Genomic DNA, 16,192 nt, shown 5'->3' with positions numbered 1-16,192 from the left:
AGCCGCTGCAAAGGTCTACAACCGTGCGGTAAGAAATCGGTGAACATCCGGAGGGTCGGCGTCAGTCGGCGACCCGCACCAGCATCTTGCCCGTGTTCTGCCCGTGGAGCATTCCGAGGAAGGCCTCCACAGTGCGGTCAAACCCCTCGAAAACGGTGGTGTCCGTGCCCACCCGACCACTACGGAGGTGGGGGACCAGCAGATCCTCCAGCTCCTCCTGGAGATTGGTGTGGTGGCGTACCAATACCCCTTCCATGCGAAGGGACTTGTGCACGACCTCGAAGAGGTTGCGGGGCGCGGCGGGCGCCCGGTCGCCGTTGTACATCGAGATCGCGCCGACCCAGGCGATCCGCCCGAACTCGCGCAGCGACGCGATCGCACCCTCCAGGTGCTCCCCGCCGACGTTGTCCACGTACACGTCGATCCCGTCCGGCGCGGCCTTCGCCAGCTGCTCGGCGACGGGGCCGTCGTGGTGGTCGAAGGCGGCGTCGAAGCCGAGCTGCTGCGTGAGCCGGCGCACCTTCGCCGCCGAGCCGGCGCTGCCGATGACGCGGCGGGCGCCGAGCAGGCGGGCGATGTGCCCGGTGGCCGTGCCGACCCCACCGGCGGCGGCGGACACGTAGAGGTCCTCGCCCTCGCGCAGGGCCGCCGTCCGGGTGAGGGCGGCGTACGCGGTCAGGCCGGTGCCGCCCAGGATCGACAAGTACGCCTCCAACGGGACACCCGCGTGGTCCGGGAGCCTGCGGGCGCCGTCGTGGCCGCGGGTGACCAGGGCGTGGGTGCGCCAGCCCGCGCGGTGGAAGACGAGGTCGCCCTCGGCGAGTCCCGGATCCCGGGAGGCAATGACCCGGCCCACGGAGCGCCCCTCCAACGGGACGCCCAACGCGAAGCCGCCCTCGCCGCCGTCCATCAGCCCCCGGTGGTACGGGTCCACGGAGAGGAGGAGGTTCTCCACCAGGGCGGTGCCGGCGCTCGGCTCCGGGATCGGATGCGCGGCGTACGTGAAGTCGGTCGTGGCGGGGAAGCCGGTGGGACGGGCGGTCTGGTGGACGGCGAGAGCGGTCTTCGTGGTCATGGCGCCGACGCTACGAAGGAATCCCCGGGCCGGGCAGGGGGTTGCGCTCATGGCAGTCGATCCACCATGAACATCGCTCATAGAACGAGGTGAGAGCCCCCGTGGCCGAGCTACTCCCGCAGGAACTGCGGATCCTGGTCGCCGTCGCCGAGACGGGCGGCTTCACCGCCGCGGCCGCCCGGCTCGGGATCGGCCAGTCCGCCGTCTCGCACTCCGTGCGCGGCAGCGAGGGCAAGGTCGGCGCGGTCCTCTTCGAGCGCGGCCGCGCCGGCGCCTCGCCCACCCCGGCGGGGGAGCGGGTCGTCGCCCTCGGACGGCGCATCCTGCGGCTGTACGAGGTCCTCGGCGAGGAGGCGCGCGCCGCCGGCCGCGCCGGGCCCGGCCGGGACGAGCCGGCGGGGGTCCTGCGGGTCGCCGCGTTCCGCAGCGCGGCCCTGCACCTGCTGCCGCCCGCGCTGGAACGGCTGACGGCCCGGCACCCCGGCATCCGGCCCGAGGTGCGGGTGGTGCGCGAACTCGGCGCCGGAACCGCGGGGGAGGTGGCCGCCGGCCGCGCCGACCTGGGCATCGCGACGCTGGGCCCGGGGTCCTCCGTGCCGCCCGGCCTGCTGACCGGGGTGCTCGCGCACGAGGCGTACGCGCTCGTCCACCCGGCCGGACACCCGGACCCCAGGGCGTTGCCGCTGCTGGACTGGGACGAGAACTGCGGCTCCTGGACCCGCGACTGGTGGCGGGCCCAGGACTGGATCCCGTCGGCGACGGTGAAGGCGCAGGACGACGCCATGGTGCTCACCATGGTCGGCCGGGGCCTGGGCATGGCGATCCTGCCGGAACTCTCGTTGAGGGAGGCCACGGACGCGGTGGAGATCACCGCATTGGGCCCCCGGGGGCCGGTGAGGCAGGTGGGATACGTCACCACACCGGAATCGGCGTCAACCCTCGCCGTCAGGGCTCTGATCAGGGAACTCAGGGCTGAGAAGGGCTGAAATCGGAAGTCCCGACGGGGTCATTCCGCGGGTTCGGCGTCTCAGATACTAGGAAGTCCGAGTAATTGCGGAGACATACAGCCGGACCTGCCCTAGCTTTGTAGGAGCCGAACGTCTCGCTGATCCAGCGAATGGCGGTCGAGAGCGCGCGCCCCCTGGCAGGCAATCCCTGCGGCGCACCGCTCCCCGCCTCTTCCGGCGCCTTGAAGGAACCCCTCATCCGTGGCCCCGCCACGCCGTGATCTCAAGGAGTCGATCACCATGACCCCCACCACCGCCGCAGTCCGTCGCGTCCGCCACTCCTCCCCGGCCGACGCGGACCGCAAGAACGCCGCCGCAGCCCTCCAGCGCGCCCTGGACCGCCGTGACAACGGCGGCTCGACCGGCCACTGAGCTGCTCCTTCCTCCCACGCACACCCCCGGCCGGCTGACGTCTCGCGTCCACACGGGTCCACATCGTGGACGCGAGATGTCTGAGGGCTAAGACGCGGAGTACGGTTCCGTCATGTCGACCAGCATCAATCTCGCAGTGATCCCCGGTGATGGCATCGGCCAGGAAGTCGTGGCTCAGGGCCTCAAGGTCCTTACCGCGGCCCTGCCCCAGGATGTGAAGCTGGAGACCAAGGAATACGACCTCGGCGCCCGGCGCTGGCACCGCACCGGTGAGACCCTCCCGGAAGCGGAGCTCGAAGCCCTGCGACACCACGACGCGATCCTTCTGGGCGCCATCGGTGACCCGTCGGTCCCGTCGGGCGTGCTGGAACGCGGTCTGCTGCTGAAGCTCCGCTTCGCCTTCGACCACTTCATCAACCTGCGCCCGTCGAAGCTGTTCCCCAACACGGCCACCCCGCTCGCCGGCCGCCCGGAGATCGACTTCGTCGTGGTCCGCGAGGGCACCGAAGGCCCGTACACCGGAAACGGCGGCTCGCTGCGCACCGGTACCCCGGCCGAGGTGGCCACCGAGGTCAGCGTCAACACCGCCTACGGCGTCGAGCGCGTCGTCCGCGACGCCTACGAGCGGGCCAACGCCCGCCCCCGCAAGAAGCTGACGCTGGTCCACAAGAACAACGTCCTCGTGTACGCGGGCCACCTGTGGAAGAACATCTTCGACAAGGTCGGCCAGGAGTACCCCGAGGTCACCACCGACTACCTGCACGTCGACGCGGCGACGATCTTCTTCGTCACCCAGCCCGAGCGCTTCGACGTCATCGTCACGGACAACCTCTTCGGTGACATCCTCACCGACCTGGCCGCGGCCGTGACCGGCGGCATCGGCCTGGCCGCCTCCGGGAACATCAACCCGACCGGCGCCTTCCCGTCCATGTTCGAGCCCGTCCACGGCTCGGCCCCGGACATCGCCGGCACCGGCAAGGCGGACCCGACCGCGACGATCCTCTCGGTCGCCCTCCTGCTGCGCCACCTCGGTTATGAGGCCCAGGCCGTCCGCATCGAGGACGCCGTCTCCGCCGACCTCGCCGAGCGCGACGGCACCTTCCGCTCCACCGACGCCATCGGCGACGCACTCGCCGCGCGCGTAGCCGGCTGACCCGGCAGCTCCATCCCAGGAAGCCGCCGGGTCGCGACCAACGCACCCGGCGGCTTTTCCTGTGCGGCCCCGGGTGCCACCATCTCCCCTGGGCCGCTCATACCCCGTTTCACCGAAGCCTGGCCGCGGGCGATAATCGAACGCGAGGCCGCGGAATACGGGGAAGCTCGGACGTCCTAGTACGCCGTGAGCGCGGTCCGCCCTACCCAACCGGTGAAGGACAAGCACTCATGACGACGCCCACGATCGAGCTGAAGCCCTCCTCGAACCCTCTGTCCGACACGGAGCGGGAAGCGATCCTGGCCAGCCCCGGTTTCGGCCGCCACTTCACCGATCACATGGTGACGATCAAGTGGACCGAAGGACGCGGCTGGCACGACGCCGAGCTGGTCCCGTACGCGCCGCTGTCGATGGACCCGGCGAACATGACCCTGCACTACGCGCAGACGATCTTCGAGGGCCTCAAGGCGTACAAGCAGCCCGACGGCACCGTGGCCACCTTCCGCCCGGAGGCCAACGCCGAGCGCTTCCAGGCCTCCGCCCGCCGGATGGCCATGCCGGAGCTGCCGTCCGAGCTGTTCATCGCCGCGTGCGACGCCCTCATCGCGCAGGACCGCGCCTGGGTCCCGGACTCCGGTGAGGCCTCCCTCTACCTGCGGCCCTTCATGTTCGCCTCCGAGGTCGGCCTGGGCGTCCGCCCCGCGAACGAGTTCCTCTTCATGGTCATCGCCTCTCCCGCGGGTGCCTACTTCCCCGGCGGCGTGAAGCCGGTCTCCGTCTGGCTCTCCGAGGAGTACGTCCGTGCGGTCAAGGGCGGCACCGGCGCCGCGAAGACCGGCGGCAATTACGCGGCCTCCCTCGTCGCCCAGGCCCAGGCCGCCTCGCACGGCTGCGACCAGGTCGTCTGGCTCGACGCGGTCGAGCACCGCTGGATCGAGGAGATGGGCGGCATGAACCTGTACTTCGTGTACGCCGAGAAGGACGGCACCCGCAGGATCGTCACTCCGGAACTCACCGGCTCGCTCCTTCCGGGCATCACCCGCAACTCCCTCCTCACCATCGCCCGCGACCTCGGCTACACCGCCGAGGAGGGCCGGATCACCACCGAGGACTGGAAGCGCGACAACGAGAACGGCACCCTGACCGAGGTGTTCGCCTGCGGCACCGCCGCCGTGATCACCCCGGTCGGCTCGGTCAAGTCCGAGCGCGCCAACTGGACCCAGGGCAACGGCGAGCCCGGCGAGGTCACGATGGAGCTCCGCAAGGCGCTCCTCGACCTGCAGACCGGCCGCGCCGCCGACGCGCACGGCTGGATGCACCCGCTCGGTTAGTCGTACGGGCGCGGTCGTCGCCCGCTCGCACGGAAGGCCCCCGACCGGACCGGTCGGGGGCCTTCCGTCGTCGCGCCGCCGCGGCTCGAACGGTCGCCGTCAGCGGCTCCGGCGTCGCGCGGCCCGCCGTGCGCGGCGCGCGTCGGAGCGGGCCGCGCCGTCCGGCAGCAGCGCGACGACGGCGTCACCGAAGAGGTACACCGCCGCGCCGATCCCCTTGAGGGTCCGGATGATCACAGGGCCTGCGAGCTCGTCCATGTCTGTTCCGCGTTCTTTCCTTGCTCCTGCGCGACCACGGCGGGCGCGTCCGCCGACCGCGGGGTCAGCGCGGCGTAGACGAGTCCGCCGACGAGCCCCGAGAGGACGAAGCTGCAGTCCACGCCGCCCGTGAGGGCCAGCAGGGGGCCCTCGTAGAACGGTGTGGTGACGGCCGCGAGGCCGGTTGCCGCTCCGAGTGCCCAGGACACCGTCGCACGCGGGTTCCACCCCCCGCTGTACCAGTAGACGCCGCCGCGGGCGCGCTGGTTGAACACCTGGAGCGATTTCTCGTCGTACCGGCCGCGGCAGCGCACGTACCCGATCAGCGTGATCACGGCCCATGGGGTGCCGATCGCGGTGAGCACGAGGACGAACGAGGTCATCGCGGCCTGGGCGTTCCAGCCGAAGGAGCCGATGAACACGAAGGCGGTGGCGACGGCCGCGGCGACCAGGGTGGCCGTGGTGCGGGTGGCCCTCGGGACGATGGCGTCGAGGTCCAGGCCCATGGAGTAGAGCATCAGGCCCGCGTTGCCGATCGAGCCGGCGGCGGCCACCACCAGCAGCGGAACCAGGTACCAGAACGGCGAGGCGGCCACGAGCGGCCCGGCGTAGTCCGCTCCGGCGCGGGCGGCGAGCGCGGTCCAGGTGCCGAAGAGCTGCGGGATCAGCAGGCCGAAGAGCAGGCCGACGACCGTGGCCCACAGCACCTTGCGGGGGCTGTGCCGGCGCGGGGAGATGTAGCGGGTGTAGTCGCCGAGCAGCGTGATGAAGGCGACCGGCCCGCTGAGCCCGGCGGCGACGGTGGCGAGCAGCCAGGTCGGCCAGAAGGAGCCCAGCAGGTACGAGGTCTCCGGCGGCGCGGCGGTGGTGAAGTCGGGGGCGTACGCGAAGACGCCGACGGCCAGCAGGATCACCATGCCGACCGACAGGATCTTGCTCATGCGCAGCAGCAGCCGGTAGCCGAACACGGCCCCGACGACGGTACAGGCGGCGAGTGCGCCGTACATCGCGGCCCGGGAGAAGCCCGTGTCGGGCAGTCCGGTGAGCCGGGACAGGGCACCGACCATCACGTCACCGCCGATCCACAGGGTCAGCGCGGTGTAGCCGAGCGAGAGCAGCAGCCCCACCACCGAGCCGACCAGCCGACCGCGCACGCCGAACTGGGCGCCGCTGGAGGTGGACAGGTTGGTCGCGGTGCGCAGGGAGACCAGCGCGAGCGGGGCGGTGAAGGCGATGCCGACGAGGGTGCCGGTCACCACCGCGGTGACCGAGGGCCACAGCCCCAGCCCGAAGGACGGGGGCAGCCAGCCGAAGACGATCACACCGAGGCAGAGATTGGAACCGAGCAGGATCGAGACGAGGTCGCGGGGACCGCTCGTCCGTTCCTCCTCGGGGACGGTGTCGACTCCGCGCTGTTCGATGGGCATGGGGGGACTCCCTTGGCAGGGCGGGGGGTGGTTGCGCTGGCATTTGAGCGACACTCAATGTGGCCCAGGCGTTGCCCTCCGGTCAATGGTTCCCTGCAAGGAACTGAAGAGTTAGAGTGATGCTCTAACCCATCGACTCAAGAGGTGGTGGATCGGCGTGCGGCTGACCCCTACGGAGCGCGACCGGCTACTGCTGCGCGGCGCCGCGGAACTGGCCAGGGCCCGGCGGGCCCGCGGCCTGAGGCTCAACGTCCCGGAGGCCACCGCGCTGATCGCGGACACCGTCTGCGAGGCGGCCCGGGACGGAAAGCGGTTGGCCGAGGCCATCGAGGAGGCCCGTGACGTGCTGGGCGCCGAGGACGTGCTGCCCGGCGTGTCCGACGTGGTCACCGAGGTGCACGTGGAGGCCGTCTTCGACGACGGCTCCCGCCTCGCGGTGGTCTCCGCGCCGATCCGGGGCGCCCGCTCCCTCGGCGACGCCGCTCCCGGCGCGGTCGTACCCGGTCCCGGAGCCCCGCAGCCGCAGCCGCAGCTGCACCTGCACGTGCGCAACACCGCGTCCGTGCCGGTGAGCGTCACCTCGCACTTCCACTTCTTCGAGTCGAACCCGCGCCTCGACTTCGACCGCGCCGCCGCCTACGGCATGCGCCTGTGCGTGCCGGCGGGCTCCTCCGTACGGTTCGACCCGCACGGCGAGGCCGAGGTCGGGCTGGTCCCGATCGGCGGCGAGCGGATCGCCATCGGCTTCGCGGGCCTGGTCGACGGGCCGCTGGACGCGCCCGGTGCCAAGGAGGAGGCCCTGCGCCGCGCGGCGGCCTGCGGCTACCTCGGCGTCGCCGCCGACCGTACGGACGGCGCCGAATTCCCCGATGGCGCGGACGACGTGGACGGAGATCCGGCGTGAGCAAGAAGACCCCGCACAGCGACCACTGCGCCCCCGGCGGTCGGCACATCGACCCGCACGAGTACGCCTCGGTCTTCGGCCCCCGCGCCGGCGACCGGGTCCGCCTCGGCGACTCCGGCCTCACGGTGCGCGTCGAGCACGACGCGCAGAAGCCCGGCGACGAGTTCCTGGCCGGCTTCGGCAAGACCGCGCGCGACGGCCTGCACCTGAAGGCGGCGGCGGTCCGCGAGACCTGTGACGTGGTGATCAGCAACGTGCTGGTCATCGACGCGGTGCTCGGCATCCGCAAGGTGTCCATCGGCATCCGCGAGGGGCGCATCCACGCGATCGGTCGGGCCGGCAACCCCGACACCCTCGACGGGGTGGACGTCGTCGTCGGCACCGGCACCTCGATCGTGTCCGGCGAGGGCATGATCGCCACCGCCGGAGCCGTCGACACCCACGTCCACCTGCTCTCCCCGCGGATCATGGAAGCCTCGCTCGCCGCGGGCGTCACCACGATCATCGGCCAGGAGTTCGGCCCGGTCTGGGGTGTGGGCGTCAACTCGCCGTGGGCGCTGCGGCACGCCTTCAACGCCTTCGACGCATGGCCCGTCAACATCGGCTTCCTCGCCCGCGGCTCCTCCTCGGACGCCGCCCCCCTGGTCGAGGCCCTCGCCGAGGGCGGTGCGAGCGGCTTCAAGGTCCACGAGGACATGGGGGCCCACACCCGTGCGCTGGACACCGCGCTGCGCGTGGCGGAGGAGCACGACGTGCAGGTGGCCCTGCACTCGGACGGCCTCAACGAGTGCCTGTCGGTGGAGGACACCCTGCGGGTGTTGGAGGGGCGGACCATCCACGCCTTCCACATCGAGGGGTGCGGAGGGGGGCACGTGCCGAACGTGCTGAAGATGGCGGGCGTGCCGAACGTCATCGGCTCCTCCACCAATCCGACCCTGCCCTTCGGTCGGGACGCCGTCGCCGAGCACTACGGCATGATCGTCTCCGTCCACGACCTCAAGCCCGACCTGCCGGGCGACGCCGCGATGGCCCGTGACCGGATCCGCGCCGGGACGATGGGCGCCGAGGACGTGCTGCACGACCTCGGGGCGATCGGGATCACCTCCTCGGACGCGCAGGGCATGGGGCGGGCGGGGGAGACGATCCGACGGACCTTCGCGATGGCCGCGAAGATGAAGGGCGAGCTGGGCCCGCTGGCCGGCGACGGCGAGGGCGACGACAACGCCCGCGTGCTGCGCTACATGGCCAAGCTGACCATCAACCCGGCCATCGCCCACGGCCTGGCCCACGAGATCGGCTCCATCGAGATCGGCAAACTCGCCGACATCGTGCTGTGGCGCCCCCAGTTCTTCGGCGCCAAGCCGCAACTCGTCCTCAAGTCCGGCTTCCCCGCCTACGGCGTCACCGGCGATCCCAACGCCGCCACCGACACCTGCGAACCGCTGGTCCTCGGACCGCAGTTCGGCTCCTACGGAGCCACCGCCGCCGACATCTCCGTCGCCTTCGTCTCCGCCGCGGCCGCCGCGCTCGGCTCCGACGAGATGCCCACCCGACGGCGCCGCGTCGCCGTCCGCGGCACCCGCGGCATCGGACCGAAGGACATGCTCCGCAACTCCCGGGTGGGCGCGGTCGATGTGGACGCGCGCAGCGGACTCGTCTCCCTCGACGGGGAACCGCTGCGCTCCGAAGCGGCCGAATCGGTCTCCCTGAACCGCCTGTACTTCTTGTAAGCCCAGCCAGCCTGTGAGGATCCCCGCCATGACCCAGCCGACGCAGCCGACGCAGCCGGCCCAGCCGTCCAAGCCCGTCGACGCCGGATTCCGGATGCCCGCCGAGTGGACCCCGCACGAGCGCACCTGGATGGCCTGGCCCAGCCCCAACCCCACCTTCACCAACGAGCAGGAGCTCGCCGAGGCCCGCGAGGCCTGGGGCGCCGTCGCCCGCGCGGTCCGCGCGTACGAGCCGGTGACCCTCGTGGTCTCCCCGGGCGACGCCGAGAGCGCCCGCGCGCTCGTCGGTGACGACGTCCAACTGGTCGAGCGCGAGCTCGACGACGCCTGGATGCGCGACATCGGCCCCACCTTCGTCACCAACGACGCGGGCGAACTGGCCGCCGTCGACTGGACCTTCAACGGCTGGGGCGCCCAGGAATGGGCCCGCTGGGACCACGACTCCAAGGTCGCCCGGCACGTGTCCGACCTCATCGGCACCCGCACGTACAGCACCCGCCTCGTCAACGAGGGCGGCGCCATCCACGTCGACGGCGAGGGCACCGTGCTCCTCACCGACACCGTGCAGCTCGGCCGGGGCCGCAACCCCGACTGGACCCGCGCCCAGGTCGAGGCCGAGATCCACGCCCACCTCGGCACCACCAAGGCGATCTGGCTGCCCTACGGCCTCGCCGGCGACTACGGCACCTACGGCACCCAGGGCCACGTCGACATCGTCGCCGCCTTCGCCCGCCCCGGCGTCGTCATGGTCCACACGCAGCCCGACCCGGCCCACCCGGACCACGAGCGCTGCAAGACCATCGCCGCTCTGCTGCGCGCCGCCACCGACGCGCAGGGCCGGCTGCTGGAAGTCGTGGAGATCCCGGCGCCGACCGTGCTGGAGGAGGACGGCGAGTGGGTCGACTACTCGTACATCAACCACTACCTCTGCAACGGCGGGGTCGTGCTGTGCGCCTTCGACGACCCGCGCGACGAGGAGGCCGCCGAGATCTTCCGCGGTCTGTTCCCCGGGCGGACCGTGACGCTGGTTGACGCACGTACGATTTTCGCCGGGGGTGGCGGTATCCACTGCATCACCCAGCAGCAGCCGAAGGTCTGACCTACGGCGGACCTCATGAAGGAGTGGCCCATGGTGGCGGGTGGAGTACCGGTACGGGCGGCGCGCAAGAACGCGCCCCCGCGCGAAGACGTACTCGTCGCCGCCATGGCCACGATCGCCGAGCGCGGCCTGGAGGGCCTGACCATGGCCGGTCTGGGCCGCCAGGTCGGCATGAGCAGCGGCCACCTCCTCTACTACTTCCGCAGCAAGGACGAGCTCCTGTTGCAGACCCTGGAGTGGAGCGAGGCCGCCCTCGGCACCGAGCGGCGGGCCCTGCTCTCCCGCCGCGACCCGGTCCGCGTCCGCCTCCAGGCGTACGTCGACCTCTACGTCCCCGACGGCCCCCGGGACCCGCACTGGACCCTGTGGCTGGAGGTCTGGAACCGTTCCCAGAACGCCGGCCCCCAGGAACGCGACCGGCAGGCCGCCATCGAGGGCGCCTGGCACCGCGACCTGGTCGCCCTCCTCGCGGAAGGCGTCTCGCGCGGGGAGCTCCGCCCGGTGGACCCCGACCGGTACGCCGCCCGGATCCGCGCCCTCCTCGACGGCTTCAGCATCCAGGTCGCCGTCGGCCTGCCCGGCATAGGCCGGGGCGACATCCTGGAACACGTACGGGAGTTCCTCACCGAGACCCTCACCGCCCCCTCCCCGGCCGACCCGGGGACCCCACCCCGTGCGGGGCTGCCCGCATCGTGAGATCGCCGTCCATGTACGGCGAGTCGTGTGGCACACTGCGGACGTGCCTGCTCAGCTCATGATTATGGACAGCAGCGCGCCGGTCCTCTGTGACCGCTGAACCGTGGAAGACCTTCGCGGCAGCGGCCACCGTGCCTCGGACCCGCGCGCAGACCTCTCGCACCCGCGAGGGGTCTTTTCGTTTCCCGGCCCGAAATCATGCCGGGACCGGGCGGCGCGCGATGATGGGGGCAGTGGATCCCGGGTCTCCGGAACCACTCATCCGACAGGAGCCAGATCAGCATGACGACGACAGAGGCGACGGAGTCGACCGAGCCGACGGAGCCGCGCACCGGGCCCGACGACAGCTTCCACGTCTTCGACACCACGCTGCGCGACGGCGCCCAGCGTGAGGGCATCAACCTCACGGTCGCGGACAAGCTGACCATCGCCCGGCACCTCGACGACTTCGGCGTCGGCTTCATCGAGGGCGGCTGGCCCGGCGCCAACCCCCGCGACACGGAGTTCTTCGCCCGCGCCGCCGCCGAGATCGACTTCAAGCACGCCAAGCTGGTCGCCTTCGGCGCCACCCGTCGCGCCGGCGGCTCCGCCGCCGCGGACCCGCAGGTCCGCGCCCTCCTGGAATCCGGCGCACCGGTGATCACCCTGGTCGCCAAGTCCCACGACCGGCACGTCGAACTCGCGCTGCGCACCACCCTCGACGAGAACCTGGAGATGGTCCGCGACACCGTCTCCCACCTCGTGGAGCAGGGCCGCCGCGTCTTCGTCGACTGCGAGCACTTCTTCGACGGCTACCGCGCGAACCCCGAGTACGCCAAATCCGTCGTGCGCGCCGCGTACGAGGCCGGCGCCGACGTCGTCATCCTCTGCGACACCAACGGCGGCATGCTGCCCGCGCAGATCTCCGCGACGGTGGCGACCGTCGCCGCCGACACCGGCGCCCGGCTCGGCATCCACGCCCAGGACGACACCGGCTGCGCCGTCGCCAACACCCTCGCCGCCGTCGACGCGGGCGCCACCCACGTCCAGTGCACCGCGAACGGCTACGGCGAGCGCGTCGGCAACGCCAACCTGTTCCCCGTCGTGGCCGCGCTGGAGATCAAGTACGGCCGGACCGTCCTGCCCGAGGGCGCCCTCGCCGAGATGACCCGGATCTCGCACGCCATCGCCGAGGTCGTCAACCTCACGCCGTCCACGCACCAGCCGTACGTCGGCGTCTCCGCCTTCGCGCACAAGGCCGGCCTGCACGCCTCGGCCATCAAGGTCGACCCCGACCTGTACCAGCACATCGACCCCGAGCGGGTCGGCAACACCATGCGGATGCTCGTCTCCGACATGGCCGGCCGCGCGTCGATCGAGCTCAAGGGCAAGGAGCTCGGCGTCGACCTGGGCGGCGACCGCGCGCTGATCGCCCGGGTCGTCGAGCGGGTCAAGGAGCGCGAGCTCCAGGGCTACACGTACGAGGCCGCCGACGCCTCCTTCGAGCTGTTGCTGCGGGCCGAGGTCGAGGGCCGGGCCCGCAAGTACTTCCGCATCGAGTCCTGGCGCGCGATCGTGGAGGACCGCCCGGACGGCACCCACGCCAACGAGGCCACGGTCAAGCTGTGGGCCAAGGGCGAGCGGATCGTCGCGACGGCCGAGGGCAACGGCCCGGTCAACGCCCTGGACCGGGCGCTGCGAGTGGCGCTGGAGCGGTTCTACCCGCAGCTGGCCAAGTTCGAGCTGGTCGACTACAAGGTCCGCATCCTGGAGGGCACGCACGGCACGGAGTCCACGACCCGCGTGCTGATCGCCACGACGGACGGGGTCCGCGAGTGGTCGACCGTGGGCGTCGCCCCGAACGTGATCGCCGCGTCCTGGCAGGCACTGGAGGACGCCTACACCTTCGGGCTCCTCCACGCGGGCGTGGAGCCGGCGGAGTAGGTCGGGTTCGGGTTCCGCGGCCCGGGGCGGGGCGCGGGTCCGGAGCGTCGGCGCCCGGACCGGGTGGCCTTATGTCCCGTTAACACGGGAAACGACCAGTTCAGGTAGCGTCGTACGCATGAGGACCAGACTGATATCCGCACGTTTCGGACCGCTGCTGGCCGGTCTGCTGCTGGCCCTGTCGACGACCGCGCTCGTGGCCGCCCCGCAGGCATCGGCCGCCACCGGGGTCGCCGCGGTGGGGGAGGCCCTCAAGAAGGGCCCGGTGTACGTGGACCCCGGCGCCCGGGACCAGCTGTCCGCGGCGCAGGCCGACGCGCTGGCCGAGAAGATCAAGGACTCCGGCAAGCCGGTGTTCGTCGCCGTGCTGCCGGCCACCGCGGAGTTCCCGCAGGACAGGGTGCTCCCCGCGGTCCGCGCCGAGACCGGCGTCACCGGCCTGTACGCGATCCGCCTCGGCGACGGCTTCAAGGCGGGTGCCGACCCGGCCGTCATGTCGAGGAACGCGGTGCAGAACCTCACCGCGGCCGTGAAGACCGGCACCCCGGTGGACGCGGCCACCCAGCTCGACGGCTTCGTCGACCAGGCCCTGAGCCAGGCCAAGGGCTCCGCCCCGGCGTCCTGGGGCACGACCGGCGCCTCCGACGGAGCGCCGGTCGGCGGGCTCATCGCGCTCGGCGCGGTCGCCGTCGCGGGCGGCGGCGGCGCGTACCTGCTGGTGAAGCGGAACCGCAAGAAGAAGGAAGAGGCGCGGCGCGAGGCGATCGACCGGCTCGCCGTGGTCGTCGACGAGGACATCACGGCCTTCGGCGAGGAGCTGGAGCGCCTGGACTTCCACCCCGGCGAACCGGGAGCCGACGACGCCATGCGGCGCGACTACGAACAGGGACTCGACTCGTACGAGAAGGCCAAGCAGATCATGGCTTCCGTGCGGCGCCCGGAAGAGGTGCGGGGCGTGACCGAGGCCCTGGAGGACGGCCGCTACGCCCTGGCGTCCCTCGACGCGCGCCGTCAGGGCAAGCCCGTGCCCGAGCGCCGCTCGCCCTGCTTCTTCGACCCGCGCCACGGTCCGAGCGCCGAGGACGCCGCCTGGGCGCCGCCCGCCGGGGCCGCCCGCACCGTTCCGGTCTGCGCGGCGGACGCCGTACGGCTGCGCGAGGGCCTGGACCCCGCGGTCCGTACGGTCGACACCGAGCGCGGACCGCGTCCGTACTACGACGCCGGCCCGGCGTACGGTCCCTGGGCCGGCGGGTACTTCGGCGGGGGAATCCTGCCCGGCCTGCTGATGGGCACGATGCTCGGATCGATGATGTCCAGCCCCGCCTACGCCTCGGACTTCGGTGGCGCGGGGAGCGGCTTCGAGGGCGGGGACGTCTCCGGGGCCGACTTCAACCCGTCCGACTTCGGCGGCGGGGACTTCGGTGGCGGAGGCGGGTTCGACGGGGGCGGCGGGTTCGACGGCGGGGGCGGCTGGTAGCACCGCTCGCGCGGTCGGCTCGGGCGGCCGGGTGGCCGCCCCGGGCCGGCGTCGCGCGCGGGTGATCAGGCCTGCTTGATCGCCGAGATGTCGAAGGTCAGCTTCACCTTGTCGCTGACCATGACGCCGCCCGCCTCCAGCGCGGCGTTCCAGGTCAGACCCCAGTCGGAGCGCAGGATCTCGGCGGCGCCCTCGAAGCCGACGCGCTCGTTGCCGTAGACGTCCGTGGCCGAGCCGGTGAACTCCAGGTCGATGGAGAGCGGGCGGGTGACGTCCTTGATCGTCAGCTCGCCGGTGATCCGGTAGGTGTCCCCGCCGAGGGTCTCGGCCGAGGTGGAGTGGAAGCTCATCACGGGGAAGGCCTCGGCGTCGAAGAAGTCACCGCTGCGCAGGTGCGTGTCACGGTCGGCGATGCCGGTGCCGATCGAGGCGATCTTCACGTCGATGACCGCGGTGGAGCGGGACGGGTCACTGCCGTCGAGGTGGAGGGTGCCCTCGTGCTCGGCGAAAGCGCCGCGGACGTTGGTGACCATCGCGTGCCGGACGGTGAAGCCGATGCTGCTGTGCGCGGCGTCGATCACGTAGTCGCCGGTCAGTGCGGCGAGCGCCGGGTCCACTTCGAGCGTGGCGACGGCGGTGGGGGCGGTGCGGCGGGTGAAGAGACCCATGACTTCCTCCTCGGAAGAGTTGCTGCCGGCGTGTCCGGCGGTGCGTCCGACGGTTCGGCGACTTCCGAACTCGTTGAACTTTCAACAAGAGAGACGCTAGACCCATTCCGTTCAAATTTCAACTTCTATGGAGGTGGGTCCCGCCGGTTTGTCGAACCTCCACAAAGGGCCAAGGTCCCGACTGGGGGAGTCCATGCATCCTTCGCCGGTTCTGTCCGGGCCGGACAGCGGATCGGGTCCGAGACTGTGCGGAACCAACGGAGGGTTTTCGCCGTCGGACTTCGTAAGGTCGGTACATGACCGTTGTGGACCAGACTTCGAGCGAGCCGACCGACGCCCGTGGACGCGTGGCCGAGCTGCACTCCCTCCGTGAGGAGGCGCGGCGCGGGCCGAGCGATCGGGCGACGGAGGCGCAGCACGCCAAGGGCAAGCTGACGGCCCGGGAGCGCATCGCGCTCCTGCTCGACGAGGGGTCCTTCAAGGAGGTCGAGCAGCTGCGTCGGCACCGGGCGACCGGTTTCGGCCTGGAGGCGAAGAAGCCCTACACGGACGGTGTGATCACCGGGTGGGGGACGGTCGAGGGTCGTACGGTCTTCGTCTACGCGCACGATTTCCGGATCTTCGGTGGTGCGTTGGGCGAGGCCCACGCGACGAAGATCCACAAGATCATGGACATGGCCATCGCGGCCGGTGCCCCGCTGGTGTCCCTCAACGACGGCGCGGGCGCCCGCATCCAGGAGGGCGTTTCGGCGCTGGCCGGGTACGGGGGCATCTTCCAGCGCAACACGCGGGCCTCGGGTGTCATCCCGCAGATCAGCGTGATGCTCGGTCCGTGCGCGGGCGGCGCCGCCTACTCGCCGGCGCTGACGGACTTCGTGTTCATGGTCCGTGAGACCTCGCAGATGTTCATCACCGGTCCGGACGTGGTCCGCGCGGTGACGGGTGAGGAGATCACCCAGAACGGGCTCGGCGGCGCGGACGTGCACGCCGAGACCTCGGGCGTCGCGCACTTCGCGTACGACGACGAGGAGACCTGCATCTCCGAGGTCCGCTACCTCATCACGATGCTGCC

The 16,192-nt window shown here is 71.5% G+C and carries 15 protein-coding genes; 11 read left to right on the top strand and 4 right to left on the bottom strand.

From position 1 onward, the window contains the following. Positions 1-61: 61 nt before the first annotated feature. Positions 62-1,075 carry an NADP-dependent oxidoreductase gene (locus ACFY0I_RS27375; RefSeq protein WP_388900829.1) on the bottom strand — a complete coding sequence of 338 codons (1,014 nt, stop codon included), beginning with the start codon at positions 1,073-1,075 and terminating at the stop codon, positions 62-64. Between the two features lie 101 nt (positions 1,076-1,176). On the opposite strand from ACFY0I_RS27375, the gene ACFY0I_RS27370 reads away from it, so the two are divergent. The 4 genes from ACFY0I_RS27370 to ACFY0I_RS27355 all read left to right on the top strand — a co-directional run bounded on the left by ACFY0I_RS27370 (position 1,177) and on the right by ACFY0I_RS27355 (position 4,938). Next, positions 1,177-2,061 carry a LysR family transcriptional regulator gene (locus ACFY0I_RS27370; protein ID WP_388900827.1) on the top strand — a complete coding sequence of 295 codons (885 nt, stop codon included), beginning with the start codon at positions 1,177-1,179 and terminating at the stop codon, positions 2,059-2,061. 261 nt (positions 2,062-2,322) lie between these two features. Continuing rightward, on the top strand, positions 2,323-2,454 hold the full coding sequence (locus ACFY0I_RS27365) for a hypothetical protein (RefSeq protein ID WP_362883963.1): 132 nt from the start codon (positions 2,323-2,325) through the stop codon (positions 2,452-2,454). Between the two features lie 112 nt (positions 2,455-2,566). After that, entirely contained in the window at positions 2,567-3,607 is a 1,041-nt protein-coding gene (locus ACFY0I_RS27360) for a 3-isopropylmalate dehydrogenase (RefSeq protein ID WP_388900825.1), read from the top strand. A 230-nt stretch (positions 3,608-3,837) separates the two neighbouring features. Beyond that, on the top strand, positions 3,838-4,938 hold the full coding sequence (locus tag ACFY0I_RS27355; protein WP_388900823.1) for a branched-chain amino acid aminotransferase: 1,101 nt from the start codon (positions 3,838-3,840) through the stop codon (positions 4,936-4,938). Positions 4,939-5,037: 99 nt separating this feature from the next. Here ACFY0I_RS27355 and ACFY0I_RS27350 read toward each other — a convergent pair whose 3' ends face one another. Next, a complete protein-coding gene (locus tag ACFY0I_RS27350) occupies positions 5,038-5,196 on the bottom strand; it encodes a hypothetical protein (RefSeq protein WP_388900821.1) in 159 nt (52 codons plus the stop codon). Next, the gene (locus ACFY0I_RS27345; RefSeq protein ID WP_388900820.1) at positions 5,172-6,623 is read right to left on the bottom strand and encodes a cytosine permease; all 1,452 of its coding nucleotides are present in this window, start codon (positions 6,621-6,623) and stop codon (positions 5,172-5,174) included. The genes ACFY0I_RS27350 and ACFY0I_RS27345 overlap by 25 nt, the downstream gene beginning before the upstream one ends. Before the next feature lie 157 nt (positions 6,624-6,780). Between ACFY0I_RS27345 and ureA the strand changes: the two genes are divergently transcribed. From ureA to ACFY0I_RS27315, 6 genes are all read left to right on the top strand, one after another. Next, positions 6,781-7,527 (top strand): urease subunit gamma, encoded by a 747-nt coding sequence (gene ureA, locus ACFY0I_RS27340; protein WP_388900819.1) that lies wholly within the window; start codon positions 6,781-6,783, stop codon positions 7,525-7,527. Next, entirely contained in the window at positions 7,524-9,257 is a 1,734-nt protein-coding gene (locus ACFY0I_RS27335; RefSeq protein WP_388900817.1) for an urease subunit alpha, read from the top strand. The genes ureA and ACFY0I_RS27335 overlap by 4 nt, the downstream gene beginning before the upstream one ends. A 28-nt stretch (positions 9,258-9,285) precedes the next feature. Further along, entirely contained in the window at positions 9,286-10,356 is a 1,071-nt protein-coding gene (locus ACFY0I_RS27330; protein ID WP_388900815.1) for an agmatine/peptidylarginine deiminase, read from the top strand. Positions 10,357-10,386: 30 nt separating this feature from the next. Then, entirely contained in the window at positions 10,387-11,052 is a 666-nt protein-coding gene (locus tag ACFY0I_RS27325) for a TetR/AcrR family transcriptional regulator (protein ID WP_388900813.1), read from the top strand. A 282-nt stretch (positions 11,053-11,334) separates the two neighbouring features. Beyond that, complete coding sequence (gene cimA, locus ACFY0I_RS27320; protein ID WP_388900811.1) at positions 11,335-12,975, top strand: citramalate synthase; 1,641 nt, start codon at positions 11,335-11,337, stop codon at positions 12,973-12,975. A gap of 118 nt (positions 12,976-13,093) precedes the next feature. Further along, a complete protein-coding gene (locus ACFY0I_RS27315) occupies positions 13,094-14,452 on the top strand; it encodes a hypothetical protein (protein ID WP_388900809.1) in 1,359 nt (452 codons plus the stop codon). Positions 14,453-14,517: 65 nt separating this feature from the next. Here ACFY0I_RS27315 and ACFY0I_RS27310 read toward each other — a convergent pair whose 3' ends face one another. Then, positions 14,518-15,120, bottom strand: coding sequence for a YceI family protein (locus tag ACFY0I_RS27310; protein ID WP_388900808.1), 603 nt, complete (start codon positions 15,118-15,120; stop codon positions 14,518-14,520). 296 nt (positions 15,121-15,416) lie between these two features. On the opposite strand from ACFY0I_RS27310, the gene ACFY0I_RS27305 reads away from it, so the two are divergent. Continuing rightward, positions 15,417-16,192, top strand: a 776-nt coding sequence (locus tag ACFY0I_RS27305) for an acyl-CoA carboxylase subunit beta (protein ID WP_388900806.1), incomplete at its 3' end; no start/stop codon positions are given.

Origin of the sequence: Streptomyces sp. NPDC001568, from assembly GCF_042893755.1 — a bacterium.
In the GTDB taxonomy this organism is placed as follows: domain Bacteria; phylum Actinomycetota; class Actinomycetes; order Streptomycetales; family Streptomycetaceae; genus Streptomyces.
This window is presented reverse-complemented; position numbering and strand designations above follow the sequence as displayed.